The sequence below is a fragment of the Embleya sp. NPDC025285 genome (assembly GCF_055558835.1).
This window is the reverse complement of sequence record NZ_JBVHLU010000014.1, coordinates 1-19,068: the sequence shown is the minus strand read 5'-3', so window position 1 is coordinate 19,068 and position 19,068 is coordinate 1. Positions and strand designations below refer to the sequence as shown.

At 71.6% G+C, this 19,068-nt stretch carries 19 protein-coding genes; 8 read left to right on the top strand and 11 right to left on the bottom strand.

Annotation, left to right across the window (positions count from 1 at the left end; genetic code table 11):
* Window positions 1–165: 165 nt before the first annotated feature.
* Window positions 166–546 (bottom strand): metal-sensitive transcriptional regulator, encoded by a 381-nt coding sequence (locus ACZ4FV_RS11765; RefSeq protein ID WP_395864414.1) that lies wholly within the window; start codon window positions 544–546, stop codon window positions 166–168.
* Between the two features lie 395 nt (window positions 547–941).
* Between ACZ4FV_RS11765 and ACZ4FV_RS11760 the strand changes: the two genes are divergently transcribed.
* Window positions 942–1,562, top strand: coding sequence for a DUF47 domain-containing protein (locus ACZ4FV_RS11760; protein ID WP_020552276.1), 621 nt, complete (start codon window positions 942–944; stop codon window positions 1,560–1,562).
* 4 nt (window positions 1,563–1,566) lie between these two features.
* Entirely contained in the window at window positions 1,567–2,562 is a 996-nt protein-coding gene (locus ACZ4FV_RS11755; protein WP_465322559.1) for an inorganic phosphate transporter, read from the top strand.
* A gap of 143 nt (window positions 2,563–2,705) precedes the next feature.
* On the opposite strand, the gene pstB is transcribed toward ACZ4FV_RS11755, so the two are convergent.
* The 10 genes from pstB to ACZ4FV_RS11705 all read right to left on the bottom strand — a co-directional run bounded on the left by pstB (window position 2,706) and on the right by ACZ4FV_RS11705 (window position 14,037).
* A complete protein-coding gene (gene pstB / locus ACZ4FV_RS11750) occupies window positions 2,706–3,482 on the bottom strand; it encodes a phosphate ABC transporter ATP-binding protein PstB (RefSeq protein WP_395864719.1) in 777 nt (258 codons plus the stop codon).
* A gap of 62 nt (window positions 3,483–3,544) precedes the next feature.
* Complete coding sequence (gene pstA / locus ACZ4FV_RS11745) at window positions 3,545–4,651, bottom strand: phosphate ABC transporter permease PstA (RefSeq protein WP_402236055.1); 1,107 nt, start codon at window positions 4,649–4,651, stop codon at window positions 3,545–3,547.
* Window positions 4,648–5,643: a phosphate ABC transporter permease subunit PstC gene (pstC, locus tag ACZ4FV_RS11740; protein WP_395864409.1), complete on the bottom strand. Its 996-nt coding sequence runs from the start codon at window positions 5,641–5,643 to the stop codon at window positions 4,648–4,650. Before pstC ends, pstA begins: the two co-directional genes overlap by 4 nt.
* 37 nt (window positions 5,644–5,680) lie before the next feature.
* A complete protein-coding gene (gene pstS / locus ACZ4FV_RS11735; RefSeq protein ID WP_465322558.1) occupies window positions 5,681–6,826 on the bottom strand; it encodes a phosphate ABC transporter substrate-binding protein PstS in 1,146 nt (381 codons plus the stop codon).
* Window positions 6,827–7,114: 288 nt separating this feature from the next.
* Window positions 7,115–7,927 carry an NUDIX hydrolase gene (locus tag ACZ4FV_RS11730; RefSeq protein ID WP_395864405.1) on the bottom strand — a complete coding sequence of 271 codons (813 nt, stop codon included), beginning with the start codon at window positions 7,925–7,927 and terminating at the stop codon, window positions 7,115–7,117.
* Complete coding sequence (locus ACZ4FV_RS11725; protein ID WP_395864403.1) at window positions 7,920–8,903, bottom strand: CHAD domain-containing protein; 984 nt, start codon at window positions 8,901–8,903, stop codon at window positions 7,920–7,922. The genes ACZ4FV_RS11730 and ACZ4FV_RS11725 overlap by 8 nt, the downstream gene beginning before the upstream one ends.
* Window positions 8,890–11,067 (bottom strand): RNA degradosome polyphosphate kinase, encoded by a 2,178-nt coding sequence (locus tag ACZ4FV_RS11720; RefSeq protein ID WP_402236059.1) that lies wholly within the window; start codon window positions 11,065–11,067, stop codon window positions 8,890–8,892. Before ACZ4FV_RS11720 ends, ACZ4FV_RS11725 begins: the two co-directional genes overlap by 14 nt.
* Before the next feature lie 84 nt (window positions 11,068–11,151).
* Window positions 11,152–12,093 carry a mycothiol synthase gene (mshD, locus tag ACZ4FV_RS11715; RefSeq protein WP_395864399.1) on the bottom strand — a complete coding sequence of 314 codons (942 nt, stop codon included), beginning with the start codon at window positions 12,091–12,093 and terminating at the stop codon, window positions 11,152–11,154.
* Window positions 12,094–12,137: 44 nt separating this feature from the next.
* Complete coding sequence (locus ACZ4FV_RS11710; protein WP_395864397.1) at window positions 12,138–13,157, bottom strand: LacI family DNA-binding transcriptional regulator; 1,020 nt, start codon at window positions 13,155–13,157, stop codon at window positions 12,138–12,140.
* 166 nt (window positions 13,158–13,323) lie between these two features.
* Window positions 13,324–14,037, bottom strand: coding sequence for a winged helix-turn-helix domain-containing protein (locus ACZ4FV_RS11705; protein WP_395864396.1), 714 nt, complete (start codon window positions 14,035–14,037; stop codon window positions 13,324–13,326).
* A gap of 172 nt (window positions 14,038–14,209) precedes the next feature.
* Between ACZ4FV_RS11705 and ACZ4FV_RS11700 the strand changes: the two genes are divergently transcribed.
* The 6 genes from ACZ4FV_RS11700 to ACZ4FV_RS11675 all read left to right on the top strand — a co-directional run bounded on the left by ACZ4FV_RS11700 (window position 14,210) and on the right by ACZ4FV_RS11675 (window position 18,842).
* Window positions 14,210–15,040, top strand: a complete 831-nt coding sequence (locus ACZ4FV_RS11700) for an alpha/beta hydrolase (RefSeq protein WP_465322557.1) — start codon at window positions 14,210–14,212, stop codon at window positions 15,038–15,040.
* A gap of 119 nt (window positions 15,041–15,159) precedes the next feature.
* The gene (locus ACZ4FV_RS11695; RefSeq protein WP_465322556.1) at window positions 15,160–15,420 is read left to right on the top strand and encodes a MoaD/ThiS family protein; all 261 of its coding nucleotides are present in this window, start codon (window positions 15,160–15,162) and stop codon (window positions 15,418–15,420) included.
* The gene (locus ACZ4FV_RS11690) at window positions 15,417–17,045 is read left to right on the top strand and encodes a hypothetical protein (RefSeq protein WP_465322555.1); all 1,629 of its coding nucleotides are present in this window, start codon (window positions 15,417–15,419) and stop codon (window positions 17,043–17,045) included. Before ACZ4FV_RS11695 ends, ACZ4FV_RS11690 begins: the two co-directional genes overlap by 4 nt.
* 116 nt (window positions 17,046–17,161) lie before the next feature.
* Complete coding sequence (locus ACZ4FV_RS11685) at window positions 17,162–17,812, top strand: sigma-70 family RNA polymerase sigma factor (protein WP_395864389.1); 651 nt, start codon at window positions 17,162–17,164, stop codon at window positions 17,810–17,812.
* The gene (locus tag ACZ4FV_RS11680) at window positions 17,809–18,654 is read left to right on the top strand and encodes an anti-sigma factor family protein (RefSeq protein WP_402236068.1); all 846 of its coding nucleotides are present in this window, start codon (window positions 17,809–17,811) and stop codon (window positions 18,652–18,654) included. Before ACZ4FV_RS11685 ends, ACZ4FV_RS11680 begins: the two co-directional genes overlap by 4 nt.
* Before the next feature lie 104 nt (window positions 18,655–18,758).
* Window positions 18,759–18,842 (top strand): putative leader peptide, encoded by an 84-nt coding sequence (locus tag ACZ4FV_RS11675; RefSeq protein ID WP_360319360.1) that lies wholly within the window; start codon window positions 18,759–18,761, stop codon window positions 18,840–18,842.
* Window positions 18,843–19,068 lie beyond the last annotated feature (226 nt).

Here is a 19,068-nt window from a genome sequence, read left to right as displayed (position 1 = left end):
ACGACCACGTCGTCCTCGACGAGATCGAACTCTACGGCGACCTGATGATCGCGGCGTCGGCGAGCGAGGGTCCGCTGACGCAGGCTCAGATCGACGCCGTGCTCGGGCTGGTCGGCGGCTGGGGGACGGCGACCCACACCCGGGCCGGCCCCCGTCGCCGCGGCCTCAGGAGCGCACCAGGCGTGCGATCGCCTGGGACGCCTCCTTGACCTTTTCGTCCGCTTCCGGTCCGCCCTTTTCCACCGCGTTCGCGACGCAGTGGCCCAGATGCTCCTCCAGCAGACTCAGCGCGAACGACTGGAGTGCCTTGGTCGCCGCCGAGACCTGCGTCAGGATGTCGATGCAGTACTCGTCCTCGGAGACCATCCGCTGCAACCCGCGGATCTGTCCCTCGACCCGGCGCAGTCGCTTGAGGTGCTCGTCCTTGCGCCCGCTGTAGCCGTGCCCGTGCCCCGATGCGCCGTGCGTCGCCGCCATCTCCGGTGCCTGCGGATCCTGTTCCACCGTCGTCTCCCGTATCTCTGTGGCCGTTCCCCACGTGTCCATGGCCCGATCGGGTGACCGTCCACGTTCCAAATTTACCCCCGGGGGGTATATCCGGCAAGCATTCGATCACGCACCGACGGCGCCGCCCGCACCCGTCGACCCGATCCGCCGGCGGTCATGCCGAATCGCCGATTCCGGTTCGTGTGATGTGGGCGACATGGATCGAGCGTAGGCCGCTCTGTCCTTCGAGGGGTGCCCGGACCCATACTCTGGCCGTGTGACGGGCGCCATGGGCGGCGGAACGGGCGGTTCCGCATGCCCGTTCGTCGCTCTGCGCGCGCGTCGCATTACCGCCGGGTACGGTCGGGGTCCGCGTCGGCTCCCCGGTTTGTGTGCGGCACTGCCGGAGCGCCTAGCATCGACGCCGACCACTTTCATTATCCCGGAGACCTCCAGTGCGATTGCGTCTGACCCCCAGGGAGACGAGCTTCTACGACATGTTCGCCGCAGCGGCGAGCAACCTGGTCACCGCATCCAAGCTCCTCACGGAGTTGCTCGGCGCAGAGGTCTCCGCTCGTCCGGAGATCGCCGAACGGATGCGCGCGGCCGAGCATGCCGGTGACGACACCACGCATGCGATCATGCGCCAGCTCAACGCCTCCTTCATCACGCCGTTCGACCGCGAGGACATCTACGCCCTCGCGTCGCAACTCGACGACGTCATGGACTACATGGAAGAGGCCGTCGACCTGGTCGTGCTGTACCAGCTCGACGAACTCCCCCCGCAGGTCGCGGACCAGATCGAGGTGCTGGTGCGGGCCTCGGAGCTGACCGCCGAGGCGATGCCCCGGCTGCGCACGATGAAGGACCTGACCGAGTACTGGATCGAGATCAACCGGCTCGAGAACCAGGCCGACCAGATCCACCGCAAGCTCTTGGCGCACCTGTTCAGCGGTGCGTACGACGCGCTGACGGTGCTCAAGCTCAAGGGCATCGTCGACGTGCTCGAAGAGGCCGCGGACGGGTTCGAGCACGTGGCGAACACGGTCGAGACGATCGCCGTCAAGGAGTCCTGACCCAGTGGAACTCACTGGTCTGATCATCGTCATCGGCGTCGCGCTCTTCTTCACCTACACCAACGGCTTCCACGACTCGGCCAACGCCATCGCGACCTCGGTGTCCACCCGGGCACTGACTCCGCGCGCGGCACTGGCCATGGCCGCGGTGATGAACCTCGCGGGAGCCTTCCTCGGCGAAGGCGTCGCCAAGACCGTCAGCGAGGGGCTGATCGCCACCCCCGAAGGTGACCAGGGTCTGATCATCCTGTTCGCGGCGCTGGTCGGCGCGATCTTCTGGAATCTGCTGACCTGGTACTTCGGACTGCCCTCGTCCTCGTCGCACGCGTTGTTCGGTGGCCTGGTCGGCGCCGCGCTCGCGGGTTCCAGCACCGTCTACTGGAGCGGGGTGATCGACAAAGTCGTCATCCCGATGTTCCTGTCGCCGGTGGTCGGCCTGGTCGCCGGCTACCTGGTGATGGTCGGGATCATCTGGCTGTTCCGGAAGTCCAACCCGCACAAGGCCAAGCGCGGGTTCCGGCTGGCGCAGACCGTCTCGGCCGCCGGCATGGCGCTCGGGCACGGCATCCAGGACGCCCAGAAGACGATGGGCATCGTGGTGATGGCGCTGGTGATCAGCGGTCATCAACAGGGCGACAGCATCCCGGTGTGGGTCAAGCTCGCCTGCGCCGTCACGCTCTCGCTGGGCACCTACGCGGGCGGGTGGCGGATCATGCGCACGCTCGGCCGCAAGATCATCGAGCTGGACCCGCCGCAGGGCTTCGCGGCCGAGACCACGGCCGCCTCGATCCTGTACACCACGGCGTACGTCTTCAAGGCGCCGATCTCCACCACGCACATCATCACCTCGGCGATCATGGGCGTGGGCGCGACCAGGCGGGTCAAGGCGGTGCGCTGGGGCGTCGCCAAGAACATCCTGATCGGCTGGTTCACCACGATGCCGGCCGCCGGCCTGGTCGCGGCCTGCGTGTACTGGATCACCCACCTGATCGCGGGCTGATCCGCGGACCGTGTGCCGCGTACGCGATGCAGGACGTACGGGGTAACCGGCCCGCGGGCGACATATCGAACGAGAGGGTCCACACCCGTCCCGGTGTGGGCCCTCTCGCATGTCCATCCCGACGTCCGTCGACGCTTCGACCGTCAGCCGAACCGGCCGGCGATGTAGTCCGCCGTGGATTCCTGGGTCGGCGCGGAGAAGATCGTCTCGGTGTCGCCGATCTCCACCAGGCGACCGGGCTGACCCGGGCCGGCGAGGTTGAAGAACGCGGTCTTGTCCGAGACGCGCGCGGCCTGCTGCATGTTGTGGGTCACGATGACGATCGTGTACCGCTCCTTGAGCAGCGCGATCAGGTCCTCGATCGCGAGCGTGGAGATCGGGTCGAGCGCCGAGCACGGCTCGTCCATGAGCAACACCTGCGGCTCGACCGCGATCGCGCGGGCGATGCACAGCCGCTGCTGCTGACCGCCGGACAGGCCCGCGCCGGGCTTGTTCAGTCGGTCCTTGACCTCGGTCCACAGGTTCGCGCCGCGCAGCGAGCGCTCGACGATCGCGTCCAGGTCGCCCTTGCGCTTGATGCCCGCGAGCTTGAGCCCGGCCGCGACGTTGTCGTAGATCGACATGGTCGGGAAGGGGTTGGGCCGCTGGAACACCATGCCGACCGTGCGGCGCACCGCGACCGGGTCGATCTCGCTGCCGTACAGGTCCTGCCCGTCCAGCGCGACCGAGCCGTCCACGGAGGCGCCCGGGATCAGCTCGTGCATGCGGTTGAGGGTGCGAATGAAGGTGGACTTGCCGCAGCCGGAGGGACCGATGAAGGCCGTGACCGAACGCGGCTCCATGGTCATCGAGATGTCCTCGACGGCCTTGTGCGAGCCGTAGTAGGCGTTGAGTCCGGAAACTTCGATGCGCTTGGTCATTCCTGCCTCGGAATCGGTGCGGTTGTCGGTGCCGCGGTCGGCCGGTCGGGTCGTCAGGGACTTCATCGGCTCCCCTTCGGGGCCTTCCAGCGGGCGATCAACCGCGCCGCCAGGTTCAGGATCATGACGATCAGGATCAGCGTCAGCGCGGCGGCCCAGGCCCGCTCCTCGGCGAACTGGTTGCCCGCGTGGTTCTGGTCGAAGACGTACAGCGGCAGCGCCGACTGCCAGCCCGAGAACGGGTCGGTGTTGATCGACTGGGTGAGTCCGACCAGCAGCAGCAGCGGCGCGGTCTCGCCGATGACCCGGGCGATCGAGAGCATGACACCGGTGACGATGCCGCCGAACGCGGTGGGCAGCACGACCTTGAGCACGGTGCGCCACTTCGGGATGCCCAGCGCCAGGCTGGCCTCGCGCAATTCGTTCGGGACCAGCTTGAGCATCTCCTCGGCGGAGCGCACCACCGTCGGCAACATCAGGATCATCAGCGCCAGCGACCCGGCGAAGCCGGACGCCTCGAAGCCCAGCATCATGATCCAGAAGGCGTAGATGAACAGACCCGCGACGATCGAGGGCAGCCCGGTCATCACGTCCACGAAGAACGTCACCGTCTTGGCCAGCCGGCCGCGCCCGTACTCGACCAGGTAGATCGCGGTGAGCAGCCCGATCGGGACCGCGATCAAGGTGGCCAGGCCGACCTGCTCCAGCGTGCCGACGATCGCGTGGTAGACGCCGCCGGTGTCGTCCCGGGCGCCCACGCCGCGCATCGAGTGGGTCAGGAAGTAAGGGGTCAGCTTGTCCCAGCCGCGCTGGATCGTGTAGCCGAGCAGCGAGATCAGTGGCAGTACGGCGAGCACGAACGCGGTGGAGATCAGGCTCGTGGCGAACCGGTCCCGGGCCCGACGGCTGTCCTCGTAGCGCCAGGAGACGGCGGAGAGGGCGACGATGAAGGCCACACCCGCGAGGAAGACCGCGAGGGCCCAGTTGTCCAGGACCAGCTTCAGCACGACCGTCAGCGCCACGCCGCCGCCCGCGATCGCCCACGGCACCGAGCGCGGGAGGGTCCGGCGGGTCAGCGAGGCCGCGCGCGGATCCGGCAGACCACCGGCCTTCTCCACCGCGTCCGAACCGATGCCCGGGCGCTTGTCGCCCGTGTCGAGGACGGTCATGAGTTCGCTCCAGAGAACGCCTTGCGCCGGTTGATGACGACGCGCGCGGCGCCGTTGACGAGCAGCGTCATGACGAACAGGACCAGGCCCGAGGCGATCAACGCACCGCGACCGATGTCGTTGGACTCACCGAACTGGTTCGCGATGTTCGCCGCGATCGTGTTGTTGCCCGGGTCCAGGATGTGCACCGAGACCACGAAGCTGGGGGAGAGCACCATCGCCACCGCGATGGTCTCGCCGACCGCCCGGCCCAGGCCGAGCATCGAGGCGCTGATGATGCCGGGCTTGCCGTAGGGCAGTACCGCGACCCGGATCATCTCCCAGCGGGTCGCGCCGAGCGCGAGCGCGGCCTCCTCGTGGGCGCGGGGCACCTGGAGGAAGACCTCTCGGGTGACCGCCGCGATGATCGGCAGGATCATGATCGAGAGCACGATGCCGACGGTGAACAGTGTGCGGGCGGTGACGCCCGCCTGCTCCTTGTCGAACAGCGGGATCCAGCCGAGGTAGTCGGACAGCCACGCGTGCAGGCCGAGCAGCTTGGGGGCCAGGAAGATGTAGCCCCACAGGCCGTAGACCACGCTGGGCACGGCGGCCAGCAGGTCGACGATGTAACCGAGTGTCTGGGCGATCCGCCGGGGAGCGTAGTGCGTGATGAACAGCGCCACCCCCACCGCGACCGGCACCGCGATGACCATCGCGATGGTGGCGCTGACAACCGTGCCGAACACGAGGGTGACGACGCCGAAGGCGGGCTTCGCCGCGTTCGGGTCCCAACCCTGGTCGGTCAGGAAGCTGCCCTGGTTCTTCGACAGCGCGTCCGTCGCCTTGACCACGAGGAATATCGCGATCGCGGCCATGATGGCGAGCAGGCTGATGCCGGCGCCGCGGGCGGCACCGGAGAAGATCCGGTCGCCCGGCCGAACCTTGGTGCGCTTGGCCGCAGGGGCCTTGCGCTCGGGTTCCGCCGGTGCGGTGGGGGTGGTGGTGGACATCTCTCTCCGTACGAGTCGGTCGCTCAGCGGGCTCGGACTAGGACAGACCGGCCACGGCGGCGCGGACCTTGTCCGCGATCGTCGTCGGGAGCGGCGCGTAGCCGATGCCCGCGAGGACCTTCTGGCCTTCGGCGCTGGAGGTGTAGGTGAGGAAGGACTTGAGCAGCGGCAGCTTGTCCGCCGGGGTGCCCTTCTCGCAGACGATCTCGTAGGTGACCAGGATGATCGGGTAGGCGCCCTCGGCCTTGGTCGCGTAGTCCACGGTCAGCTTCAGGTCGTTGCCCTGACCGGCGATCTTCGCGGCCTCGACGGCCTTGCCCGCGGCCTCGGCGGTGAGCTTGACCGGAGCCGACGCGCCCGTGTTGATCTGCGCGATGCCCAGGCCGGAGTTCTCCGCGAAGGACTGCTCCATGTAGCTGATGCCGCCCTGCGTCTGCTTGACGATCGCCGCGACACCGTCGTTGCCCTTGGCGCCCTGGCCGCCCGGGGCCTTCCAGTCCTGCGCGGCGTCGAAGGTCCAGTCGGCGGGGGCCGCGGCCTTGAGGTACTTGGTGAAGTTCTCGGTGGTGCCGGACGCCTCGGACCGGTGCACGGTCTGGATCGGGGTCGACGGCAGCTGCGCGTTCGGGTTCAACGCCTTGATCTCGGCGGCGTCCCACTTGGTGATCTTGCCGTTGAAGATGCCCGCGATCGTCTTCGCGTCCAGGACCAGGTCCTTGACGCCGGAGAGGTTGTACGCCACCGCGATCGGGCCGGTCACCATCGGCAGGTTGATCGCCTGGCCGGGAGCGCACGCGGCGCCGGCCTTGGCGACCTCTTCCGGCTTGAGCGCCGAGTCGGAGCCGGCGAAGGTGACCTGCTTGTCGAAGAACGACTGGCGGCCGGCGCCCGAGCCCGAGCCCGCGTAGTCGATCGAGGCGCCCGAGCACTTGGCCTGGTAGGCCTTGATCCACTCGTCCAGCGCGTTCTTCTGGGCGCTGGAGCCGGCGCCGGCGATCTTGCCCGTGCCGCAGTCACCCTTGGGCGCCTCTGCGCCGGGAGCCGAGGCCGCCTTCGTCGACGACTTGTTGTCGTCCCCCGAGCTGTTGTCGTCGGAGCCGCACGCGGCCAGCGTGAGCGCGCCGGCGAGTGCCAGGCCGGTGAAGCCGATACCGCGACGGACACTGCGGGGCCGAATGGTCACGGCGCTCCCTTTCGATCGAACTCGACTCGTGGTGCGACGACCCGAACGGTCGCCGTCATCCATGAAGTTAGGCCGTGAGAATGAAGCGATCCGCCGCGCAAAGTGAACCGAGGGTGAACTCGAACGGTCGAGTCAGATAAGCCGACCGCTGGATGAATTGTCCGCTCATGTAGCCATTTACCGCCCGTGAACTGGCCCTTTGTCGCGCACGCCGAATCGCGTTCACCCACTGTTCAGATGCACGCCGGGTGACGTTCAGTGAACCGTGATCACGACTTGACCGAGTGCTCAGCTCCCCGTCGGGTAGGGGGCGTACCGGCCCATGGCCACCACGCGGCCCGCCCACGCGTGCAACACGGCGAATTCCCCGGGCAGCAGGGGCTCGGCGGCCAGCCGCGCGGCGGTCATCCCGGGAGCGCCGCCGGGCAGGTCCGGAACCGGCGCGCACAGCAGCGTGGGCCGGCCGCCGCGCAGCGCGTCGGCCACCGAGCACGCGGTAGAGCGCATCCGAGCGCCCACCGCCGCGACATACGGCGCCACCGTCGCCACCGCGGCCGGCGTCGTGGCGCCGTGCACCTCGACCGGACCGAACGCGGCGAGCATCGGCACCAGGTCCCGCGCGTACGCCGGACCCGCGCGCAGCACCAGCACCGGGACCGTCGCGGGCGGCGGTCCGGTGCGAAACGCGTCGGTCAGCGACGCGGTGTAGTCCGGGGTCCCGGTCAACGTCGCGGCCTCCTCCGGCGGGCCCCACCACATCCGGTCCACCTCCGGATTGGGGGCGAACTCGCCGGCAACCGCCTCGGCGACCCAGTAGCGGTTGATCTTGAGGCGATCGCGCGAGTGCATCGGGTAGCTGAGCACGCCCAACTCCCGTCCCAGGATCGCCCGGTAACCGGTCTCCTCGGCGATCTCGCGCACGGCGGCCACCACCGCGGGCTCGCCGGACTCCAGCTTGCCCTTTGGGAAGGACCAGTCGTCGTAGCGCGGTCGATGCACCAGCCCGACCTCCACGCCGTCCCCGGACCGGCGCCACAACACCCCGCCCGCGGCGAGCACCGGGTCGCGCCCGGTGTGCGCGACCCGAGCGGGGTCATCCATCGAGCCACGCCCGCACGTCCGGCGTGCAGGCCCTGGGCCACACGCGCGTGAACGCGTACCGCCGAGCGGTGGCGACCTGCCGCTCGTGCGCGTACAACTCGCCCAACACGAAGGCGGCCGGCCCGCCGACCCGGGGCCCGGCGGCGAGCTCGGCGATCGCGTCGGCGGCGATGGTCGCGTCCTGGTGCACGCCGAGCACCTCGGTCACCGCCTTGAGCCGCCGGGCCAGTCGGGCTGCCGGCGGCCCGAACGCGGGTACGCACATGTCGGCCGCGTAGCGGGCCCGCTTGGCCAGGATCCGCACCCGGTGCCAGGCCTCGTCGTCGGTGCCCGCGTACGGGGTGAACCCGGCGTGGTCCGGCGGATAGGGCACCCCGGCCGCCTCCAGCGGCAGCGCCCCTGCGGCGCGGTCGAGCCGGCGCAGCGTGCGGGCGACCAGTTTGGGTACGACCTCGGCGCCCGGGGCCGCGGCGCGCTCGGTGAAGGTCAGGCCCAGGGCCGGTTCGACCAGGTCCGCGGACAGCGTGGTGAACACCCCCGAGCCGAGCGCGTCCAGCGCGCGGGCCCGGCCGGCGCCCTGATCGCCGCGCAGCCGGCGGGTGAGGATCGCCCGGGCCCTGGCCGTGCCGGGCCGCTCGGGCAGCGCGTCCAGGTCGGCCGACAGGCGTTCGAGGAGCACCTCCGCGTCGCGCTCGCCCGCCAGCGCGTCCGCGGCGTCGCGCAGCCGGGTGCGCAGCAGCGCGGCCGGCTCCGGCGCCAGGAGCGGTCCGCACGTGGCCAGCGCGCTGCGGATGCGCCGGGCGGCCACCCGCGCGTTGTGTGCGGCCTCCTCCTCGCCCGCGCTCAATCGGGGCAACTCGTCGATGAACGCCCCGGCCTCCCCGACCAGATGCGCGAGCAGGATCGCGCCGGCCGAGGTGTCCTCGGCCGCCGCGCGCTGCCGAGGGATGGTCGTCGCCTGCTTACTCCGGGCCACGTCTGCGCCTCCGGGTCTCGATGAGGTGCTCCTGCACGTCACGAAGCCGGGTCCCGTCGGCGGCGGTCGCGTGCCGGGTCCAGACGCCGTCCCGGTCCAGATGCCAGGACGCGGTCTCCGGGCTCATCCCCAGGTCCATGAAGGACGTCATCTCGTCGCGGTGTCGATCGCCGCGCAGCCGCACCGCGGCCTCGACCCTGCGGTCCAGGTTGCGGTGCATCAGGTCGGCACTGCCGATCCACACCTCCGGTTCGCCGCCGCCGGCGAACACCCATACCCTCGAGTGTTCCAAAAATCGCCCGAGAATACTGCGCACCCGGATGGTCTCGGACAGTCCGGGAACACCCGGGCGCAGCGCGCAGATGCCGCGGATCCACAGATCGACCGGGACCCCGGCCTGCGAGGCGCGGTACAGCGCGTCGATCACCAGTTCGTCGACCAGCGAGTTCGACTTGAGCCGCACGTACGCCGGCAGCCCCTGCTCGTGGTTGTCCACCTCGCGCTCGATCCGCTCGACCAGGCCGTTGCGCAGCGAGTGCGGGGCGACCAGCAACCGCCGAAACGATTGCGCGCGCGAGTAGCCGGAGAGCCGGTTGAACAGGTTCGACATGTCCTCGCCGACCTGCGGGTCGGCGGTCAGCAGGCCCAGGTCCTCGTAGAGCCGGGCCGTCTTGGGGTTGTAGTTGCCGGTTCCGATGTGGCAGTAGCGGCGCAGCGTGTCGCCCTCCTGGCGGACCACCAGGCTCAGCTTGGAGTGCGTCTTGAGCCCCACCACGCCGTGCACGACATGGCAGCCGGCCTGCTCCAGCTTGCGCGCCCAGGTGATGTTGGCGTGCTCGTCGAAGCGGGCCTTGAGCTCGACCAGGACCAGTACCTGCTTGCCGGACTCGGCGGCGTCCACCAGCGCGTCCACGATCGGCGAGTCGCCGGAGGTGCGGTACAACGTCTGCTTGATCGCGAGCACGTGCGGGTCGGAGGCGGCCTGCTCGAGGAAGGCCTGCACCGAGGTCGCGAACGAGTCGTAGGGGTGGTGCACCAGGACGTCGCGCTTGCGCATCGCGGCGAACACGTCGGCGGCCTGCGCGGTCTCCACCTCGGCCAGGTCGCGGTGGGTGCCGGCGACGTACCGGCCGAACTTGAGCTCGGGCCGGTCCAGGTCGGCGATCGCGTGCAGCCCGGTCAGGTCGAGCGGACCGGGCAGCGGGTAGACCTCCTTCTCACCCACGCCCAGCTCGCGTACCAGCAGGTCGAGTACGTGCGGGTCGATGTTCTCCTCGACCTCGAGTCGGACCGGCGGCCCGAACCGACGGCGCATCAACTCCCGCTCGAGCGCCTGGAGCAGGTTCTCCGCGTCGTCCTCCTCGACCTCCAGGTCCTCGTTGCGGGTGACCCGGAACGCGTGGTGGCCCAGCACGTCCATGCCCGGGAACAGGTCGCCGAGGAATTCGGCGATCACCTCCTCGAGCGGCACGAAGCGGGCCGGCGAGGTCTCCACGAAGCGCGGCAGCAGCGGCGGCACCTTGACCCGGGCGAAGTGCTCGTTGCCCGAGCGCGGATTGCGCACGATCACGGCCAGGTTCAGCGACAGGCCGGAGATGTACGGGAACGGGTGCGCCGGGTCCACCGCCAAGGGGGTCAGGACCGGGAAGACCCGCTCGCGAAAGAGCGCGTACAACGACTGCCGCTCGCCGTCGGTCAGGTCGTCGAAGTGCAGCAACTGGATGTCGGCCTCGCCGAGCGCGGGCAGCACGTCGTGGTGGAAGCACGTGGAGTGCCGGGCCATCAGCGCACGGCTGCGCGACCAGATGTTCTCCAGCACCTCGCGCGGCTGGAGCCCGCTGGCCGCGCGCACCGCCAGGCCTGTGGCGATCCGGCGCTTGAGGCCGGCCACCCGGACCATGAAGAACTCGTCGAGGTTGGAGGCGAAGATGGCCAGAAACCGCGCCCGCTCCAGCAGCGGCGTGCTCGGGTCCTCGGCCAGTTCGAGGACCCGCTCGTTGAACGCCAGCCAACTGCCCTCGCGGTCCAGGAACCGGTCCGGCGGCAGGTCGGCCTCCACTCGCGGCGCCGCCGCGGTGACCGTGGCCGTGGCGCCTGCCTTCGCCGGGGGCACGGCCACGGCCAGGTGTCGGGAGGATCGCGCGGCGGGAGTTTCGGCGTTCATCAGACCATTGTCTTTTCGCGATGGTCTATGTGCACCTGTGCGACCCCGACCCGAAACAGATGTTCGCCAGGTTTCACACGGTGTTCAGCGTCGGTACATCACATCGACGGTATGCACGCGAAAGCCCAAACGGGTGTACACCTTGACCGCCGCCTCGTTGTCCGCGTCCACATAAAGCAGTATTTCGGCAAGCGGACGACCGTCGACGGTGTGCTGGGCCAGGTGCCGCAGACCCACCGAGGTCAGCAGCGCGCCCAGCCCGCGGCCCTGGGCCGCCGGGTCGACACCGACCACGTACACCTCGCCCAGCGGGCCCGAGTCCGCGGTCGCGGGGTGCGTCTTGGTCCAGTGGAAACCGAGCAGTTCGCCGCTGTTCGTGTCCTCGGCGAGGAAGAAGCCGGCCGGGTCGAACCACGGCTCGGCGAACCGCCGGCGCAGGTCGTCCGCGGTCCACGCGCCCTGCTCGGGGTGGTGTGCGAAGGCCTTGGCGTTGAGCGCCAGCCAGGCCCGGTCGTCGGTGCCGGGGGTAAAGGCGCGCAGCCGCACGTCGGCGGGCACGTCCAGGTCGGGCACCGCGGTACCGGCCGCGCGACGCATCTGCCACAGCTCACGGAACGCGGTGAAGCCGAGTGCCGCGGCCAGCCGCTCGGCCGCGGGCAGCTTGCCGTGCGCCCACACCCGCAGCCTGCCGTCCCCGTCGATGTGGGCGGCCTCGGTCACCAGCGCTTCCAGCAGCGCCCGGCCCAGGCCCCCGCCGCGCGCGTGCGGTGCGACGAACAACTCGGCGGACGGACCGTCCACGGGGTCCGAGCCGTCCAGGTGCGCGAAGCCGACGATCGTGTCGCCGTGGTGGGCGAGCACCTCGCGCGCCGCCGGCGCGCCGTGCCGCAACTCCAGCCGGGACTGTTCGGACAGCGGCGAGGCACCGTCGACGCCGGCCGCCGTCTCCGCCAGGGCCAGTACGGCTTCGGCGTCCTGCGCCGAGGCCCGATTCACCGTCTCGATCGACACATCCGCGAGGTCCATGGCCTTTACGGTACTGAGCGCCGCCTCGGGTCGTCGCGCCGCCGTCAGCCGCAGCCGCAGCTTCGCCGGACCACCAGCGTGGACGGGAAGGTACGCACCCTGGGGTCGCCGGCCGCGGCCGGTTCGCGCTCCAGGGCCAGCTCGACCGCCGCGCGGGCCATGCCCGGCCGGTCCGAGGTCACCGTGGTCAGCGGCGGATCGGCGATCGCCGCCTCGGCGATGTCGTCGAAGCCGACCACGGCGAGGTCGTCCGGTACCCGCAGGCCCGCCTCGCGCGCCGCGTGCAGGACACCCATCGCCTGGTCGTCGGTCGAGCAGAACAGCGCCCGGGGCCGATCCGGGCCGGTCAGCAGCGACAGCGCGACCTGGTAGGCGCCGAACCGGCCGAACGGCGCCTCGTGCAGCAGACCGTCGGTGGGCAGCCCGCGTTCGGCCATCGCCCGCCGCCAACCGGTGACGTGGTCGGTGACCGGGTCGCCCGAGTCCGGTGTGCTGGGCGGGCCGCCCAGGCAGTCCACCCGGGTGAAGCCGTGGGTGTCGAGCAGGTGGCGGACCGCCGTGTAGGCGCCCTCCACGTCGTCCACGATGACCGCGTCGCCGCCCAGCGCGTCGGGCTGACGGTGCATCAGCACCACCCGGACGTCCCGGGTGGCGATCTCGCGCGCGGCGCGCTCGGAGGGGCCCTGGCTGACCAGCACGAGTCCGGACACCTGCATGCCCAGGAACGCGCGCACGTAGTGCAGCTCGCGGTCGTCCTCGTAGTCGGAGTTGCCGATCAGCACCAACCGGCCCTGTTCGAACGCGGCCTGCTCGACGGTGTGCGCGAGTTCGGCGAAGAACGGCTGTCGGGCGTCGGGGATCACCAGGCCGATCAGGTTGGTCCGGCGGCTGGCCATCGCCTGGGCCACACTGTCGGGCCGGTAACCCAGCTTGTCTATCGCCGCGAGCACACGCTCGCGCGTGGCCGGCGCGACCGGGCGCGGGCCGTTGTTGACGACGTAGGAGACCACCGCGGTGGAGGTCCCCGCGAGGCGGGCGACGTCGTCGCGGGTCACTTTGGGCACCCGGTCATTGTAGGGACGGCGACCGGCGCGACTCACGGGAGTTCACAACCTGGACGCGGGACGGGATGGTCCTCCGTGTTGCTCCGGATAAGTCTGCTTTGTGCGTGTGGGCAAGGGATGTGACGCCCCGTCGGGTCGATCGACGGGCCCGGCGCCGAGGGGTGGATCACGTGCGGTCGGCGAGCGCGGGCTCGCCCACGCCCCGATCGGGCACCACGAACCGGTAGCCGACGTTGCGCACCGTGCCGATCAACGACTCGTGCTCGGGCCCGAGTTTCGCGCGCAGTCGGCGTACGTGCACGTCGACCGTGCGGGTGCCGCCGAAGTAGTCGTATCCCCACACCTCCTGCAACAACTGGGCCCGGGTGAACACCCGGCCCGGGTGCTGCGCGAGGTACTTGATCAGCTCGAACTCCTTGAACGTCAGATCGAGCACCCGGCCGCGCAGCTTCGCGCTGTAGGTGGCCTCGTCGATGCTCAGGTCGCCGTTGCGGATCTCGGTGGGCTCGTCCTCCGCACCCTGCGCCGCCTGGAGCCGGCCGATCGCCAGCCGCAACCGGGCCTCGACCTCGGCGGGCCCGGCGGTGTCCAGCAGGACGTCGTCGACCCCCCAGTCCGCGGTCAGCGCGGCCAGGCCGCCTTCGGTGGCCACCAGCACCAGCGGGGCACCGACCCCGGTGGTGCGCAAGACCCTGCACAGGCTGCGCACCTGGGGGAGGTCACGCCGGCCGTCGACCAGGATGACGTCCGCGGCGGGCGCGTCGACCAGCGCGGAGGCCTCCGCCGGGGCCACGCGTACCTGGTGCAGCAGCAGACCGAGCGCGGGCAGCACCTCGGCCGACGGCTGGAGCGCGTTCGTGAGCAGCAGCAGTGCACTCAACGGGACACCTCCCAAAACAGGCACAGAAACACGAAAGGACCCGGGGCATCGTCGCCCGGATCCTTCATTGGTCGCCGGCTCGTCCGATTCCGTAACCGTTCGGGAACCACTTCTGGGGTCCGTGGGGTGTGCCCGTCATCGGAGGTGAGCCTGCGGGGTCAGGATAGCGAACATGTCTCGAGGAACCGACCTACCCGGGGATCTTCCCGCACTGCGGACACCTTCGGGTCCGTCTTTCACCGGAATGCCTGCACCCGAGCAGGCCGTCCTGATCACCGACGACGACGTGCGGATCAGCGCCGTCCACCGACCCGGAGCCGATGTCGGCACCCGCGATCGGGTCTTCGTGGTCGCCCACGGGTTCACCGGTTCGTGGCGTCGGCCGGCCGTCGGCGCGGTGCTGGACGGGCTGCGCGCGCACGGCGGGGTGATCGGTTTCGACTTCCGCGGCCACGGCGCGTCCACGGGGCTGAGCACGGTGGGCGATCGCGAGGTGCGCGACCTGGAGGCGGCGGTCGGATGGGCCCGCAGGCTCGGCTACCGACGGGTGGTCACGGTCGGCTTCTCGATGGGCGGCAGCGTCGTGCTGCGGCACGCGGCGCTGTACGACGGCGTCGCGGCGGTGGTCGCGGTGAGCGCGCCGGCCCGCTGGTACTACCGGGACACCCCGCCGATGCGCCGGGTGCACTTCGCGATCGAGCGCCGGACCGGGCGGGCGGTGGCCCGCTTCGTGCTGCGCACCCGGATCTCCGCCCGAACGTGGGATCCGGTGCCGCTCGCCCCGTTCGAGGCCGCCGCGGCGATCGCGCCCACGCCGCTGCTCGTGGTGCACGGCGACAGCGACCCGTATTTCCCGTTGGACCACCCCCGACAGATCCACGACGCGGCCGGAGCCCCGAAGGACCTGTGGGTCGAGCCCGGCCTCGGCCACGCCGAGAACGCGGTCGGCGCCGACCTGGTGGACCGGATCGCGCGGTGGGCCCGGGCGCACGCCGAGGGGTGATCCGGGTGCCGGGGGACCGAACGGCCCGTCGGGAGGCGTCATCATGGATGCTGCACACTTCGGCGCCGTTCGGGCACACCAGCCGCGGACGCACACACGGACACACGGGAGGGCGCGCGATGGCGGTCGGCACCATGCGGTACTGGGCCGCGGCGAAGGAAGCCGCGGGCACGCCCGAGGAGCCGTACGACGCGGTCACCCTCGCCGACGCGCTGCGGCGGGCCCGAGAGCGGCACGGCGACTCGACCCGCTTCGGCGCGGTCGTCGCGAACTGCTCCTTCCTCGTGGACGGCGATCCGGTGGGACTGCGCGACCACTCGGCGATCACCCTGACCGAGGGCGGCACCGTCGAGGTCCTGCCCCCCTTCGCCGGCGGATGAGCGGGCGACGCGGACGCCCGACGGGCGACCGATACGAGGAGCCGGGCGGGTACGACCCGGCGGCGATGTACCAGGGCGACCCGCAGGCCGACCCGGGCGCGTCGGGACCCGGCTACGGCGAACCGGCCTTCGCACCGGCCGGGGAGCACTACGGCGAGCCGTACGGCGCCCCGGCCGGCGAGGCGTACGGGGGGCCACACCCGGGCGGCGGCCACGCCGAGCCCGGGCCGTACGCGCAGCCCGTCGAGCACGGCGGCCACGGCTACCCGCAACAGTCCTACGCCGGGCCGGACGGGTCGCACGGGAGTTACGCCGCGCAGGGCTACGAGCCGGAGTCCTACGCGCCGGAGCCTTATGCACAGGAGCCCTACCCCCAGCAGGGGTCCTATCCGCAGGAGTCCCCTCCGCAGGCGTACGCCGAGCCGGTCCCGAGCGGGCCCGGCGGGGGGTACGGCTACCCGGACGCGACGGAGATGTCGCCCGCGCTCGCCGAATCCGGCCGGGACGACGCGTACGGCTCGGGATACCCGGACCAGGACGGCGCGACGAGCGTGCTGCCGGCGATCGTCGAGCCGCTTCCCGAGGCCGGGACGGACCACTCCGGCGGGTACGGGGCCGAGGTCGACCTCTACGACGAGGGGCGCGCCGACTACGCCGGGACCGATTACTCCGGGACCGACTACTCCGGGACCGATTACTCCGGGACCGACTACCCGGGGACCGACTACGACGCGGACCACGCCCTCGACGCGGCCGGGGCCACCGCCCTCGAGCCCGCCCTCGAGCCCGCCGTCGGCACCGGTCGTCGGGTCGCGCGGGTGCCCGCCCAGCGCACGGGCGAGCCGTCCACGCGGGCCGCGCGGACGCCCCGGACGCCGATCTGGGATCCGCCGGGCATGTTGCCGGCGCTGTGCACGGTCGGCCTGGCCGCGGTCCTGGCGGTGACCGCGATCGCCGGCAAGCCGGCCCTCGTGCTCGGCGTCGCGTTCCTGCAAGTGCTCACCGCCGCCGGGTGGTTCCGGCTCAACGGCATGTGGCCCGCGCGCCAGGGCATCGCGCTGGTCGTGCTCGCCGCCTTCGCCACCGACATCGCGGTGTACGCCAAGGGCGAGCAGGGGCTCGCGAGCGTGCCGGCCGTGCTCGCCTGCACGCTGCTGGTGGTGCTCGCGCTCCAGGCCCGGAGCGGAGCCCGACCGGGCGAGTTGTTGCCCGCGCTCACCGTGACCACGTCCGCCGCGCTGATCGCCGCGTTCGACGTCGCCTACCTGGTCGCAGGCGACCTCGAGGGCGGGCCGATCGACGCGGGCGCGGCCGTGGTCGCCGCGGTGTTCGCGGCCGGTGTCGCGACGCTGGTCCGGGCGGTGCCGCTGCCGCCGGCCGTGGCACCGATCCCGTCCTGGCTGCTGGGCGCCGCGGCCGGCGCGGGCGCGGGCATCGCGCTCGGCGGCGAGGCGCCGTACGCCGCGCTGCTCGGCGCCGGCGCCGCGGCGCTCGGGCTGCTCGGCCGGCGGATCGCCGGCTACGACCATCCGTCCAGGTTCGTGCACTTCACCGCCGGTGTGTCCCTGCCGCTCGCGCTCGCCGCGCCGGCCGCGTACCTGCTGGGACGGGTCATGATCGGCTGATTGACCGTACGGCGGCGGCTCCGCCACGGGAGGATGCGGCCATGCCGTGGATATACCGCCGGTCCCGCCCCGGGAGCCGGGATGAACCGCCGGACCCGCCCGCCCGTATGGCGGGTGTGACGCATCGTTCGGAACTGCTCGGCGCCGAGGCGCAGGCGGACCCGGCGGCGGCTCGGGCCTTCCTGGCCCGTCCCGCTCGCGGGGACGACCGTCCCGCCGCCGACCCGCTGCACTCGGCGTCCCGAATATCCACCGCCGACGAGGCGGTCATCCGCACGCTCTACCTCGAACACGGCGGCCCGCTGCTGGGTTTCGCGCTGCGGCTGACCGGCGGCGATCGGGCCTGGGCCGAGGACGTGGTCCAGGAGACGCTGCTGCGCGCGTGGCGCCACCCCGAGGCGCTGGACCCCACCCGAGGCTCGGTCCGGGGCTGGCTGTGCACGGTGGCCCGCAACGTGGTGATCGACGTCGGGCGGGCCCGCAAGGCCCGCCCGCCCGAGACCGGCGACGCGGCGCTGGCGACGGTGGCGGACGAGGGCGCCGAGGCCGAGTTCGACCGGGCCGTGCTCGCGTGGGACGTCGCCGACGCGATGGCCGCGCTGAGCCCCGAGCACCGCGCGGTGTTGTTGGAGACCTACTACCGGGGCAGTTCGGTGGCCGACGCGGCCAAGGCCCTGGGAGTACCCGAGGGCACGGTCAAATCACGGACGTACTACGCGCTGCGAGCGCTGCGCGTGGCCTTGGAGGAAAGGGGGTTGGTCCCGTGACGGACACCGGGGACGAGAACGCGGCGGCGAGCGGCGCCGCTCCCGACGCGCATCCGCCGAAGCCGGCGGGCCCACCCGCCCGGCTGGGCTGCGCGGTGGCCCGCCTGGACCTCGGCGCGTTCGTGGTCGGCGCCCTCGACGAGAACGAGGCCGCCCGGGTCCGTCAACACGTGGCCACGTGCCCGCGCTGCCGGGCCGAGTACGAAGAACTCGCGGGCCTGCCCACCCTGCTCGCCCGGCTGACCGCGGCCGAGGCGCAGGCAAGCGGCGCGGCCGCGAACGGCGTCGTGCCCGCACGCGTGTTGTCCGCCGCGGCCCGACAGGCGGATCGGCGCCGCCGGTCGCGCCATGCGGTGGCCGCCGCGGCGGCCGTGTTGATGGTCCTCGCGGGGCTCACCGGTTGGGCCCTCGGCGACTCCTCGGACACCGGCGACGCGGCCGGCGCACCGTCGACGACCGCGCCCCCGGGGCGCCCGACCGCGACGGCCGGTCCGGCCGGGACCGCGGCGCCGCCCGGATTGCCGGGCCTTCGGATCGCCCGCGGCGGCGACCCGCGCTCGGGCATGGGCGCCGAATTGCGCTACGCCGCCACCGCGTGGGGCAGCAGCGTGGACCTGTCGCTGTCCGGCATCCGGCCGGGCACCCGTTGTCAGCTCGACGTCTACGGCACCCGGGGGCGGGTGGAGACGGCGTCCTCGTGGGTGGTCCCGAACGGCGACTACGGCCCCGGCGACCCGATCCGGGGCGCGACCAGCATCCCGGTCGGGGAGATCACCCGATTCGCCGTCAAAACCGTCGGCGACGGCGCGGAACTGCTGGAGATCCCGCCCGCCCAACCATGACAAAGCGGTGCCAATTGTCCGCCCATCTCAATGGGCGGACAATTTTGTCTCACATCTTGGGCCGTGCATGACACGAGTGGCCCACCCTCCCTACGATCGATGGTGTGAAGCGACAGGCGGACGACCTCACCAAGCGGCGCGCAGTGGACCTGTGCCGCACGCAGACCTGCCTGTGTTGCGCTGACTGACTTGCCGACAGTCGTCGATCGGCGATGCGCCCGAGGCGGATCGCGACCGACCGTCGGACCCGGGACCCGAACCGTGTGACGACGCGGTGGAACGGGCACCCGGCCCCCGCGTAGCAACCACGGACACACCCACACCCCCGCCTGGGGGGGGGGGGGGGGGGGGGAGGGGGGGGGGGAGGGGGGGGGGGGGGGGGGGGGGGGTGGAAGAGGGGGGGTTTGGTGGGGG

Excerpts from the sequence above, each read along its gene's own strand:
- ACZ4FV_RS11765 (WP_395864414.1), bottom strand. The coding sequence starts at position 546 with ATGGACACGTGGGGAACGGCCACAGAGATACGGGAGACGACGGTGGAA.
- pstB (WP_395864719.1), bottom strand. The coding sequence starts at position 3,482 with ATGACCAAGCGCATCGAAGTTTCCGGACTCAACGCCTACTACGGCTCG.
- pstA (WP_402236055.1), bottom strand. The coding sequence starts at position 4,651 with ATGACCGTCCTCGACACGGGCGACAAGCGCCCGGGCATCGGTTCGGAC.
- pstC (WP_395864409.1), bottom strand. The coding sequence starts at position 5,643 with ATGTCCACCACCACCCCCACCGCACCGGCGGAACCCGAGCGCAAGGCC.
- ACZ4FV_RS11730 (WP_395864405.1), bottom strand. The coding sequence starts at position 7,927 with ATGGATGACCCCGCTCGGGTCGCGCACACCGGGCGCGACCCGGTGCTC.
- ACZ4FV_RS11720 (WP_402236059.1), bottom strand. The coding sequence starts at position 11,067 with ATGAACGCCGAAACTCCCGCCGCGCGATCCTCCCGACACCTGGCCGTG.
- mshD (WP_395864399.1), bottom strand. The coding sequence starts at position 12,093 with ATGGACCTCGCGGATGTGTCGATCGAGACGGTGAATCGGGCCTCGGCG.
- ACZ4FV_RS11700 (WP_465322557.1), top strand. The coding sequence starts at position 14,210 with ATGTCTCGAGGAACCGACCTACCCGGGGATCTTCCCGCACTGCGGACA.
- ACZ4FV_RS11695 (WP_465322556.1), top strand. The coding sequence starts at position 15,160 with ATGGCGGTCGGCACCATGCGGTACTGGGCCGCGGCGAAGGAAGCCGCG.
- ACZ4FV_RS11690 (WP_465322555.1), top strand. The coding sequence starts at position 15,417 with ATGAGCGGGCGACGCGGACGCCCGACGGGCGACCGATACGAGGAGCCG.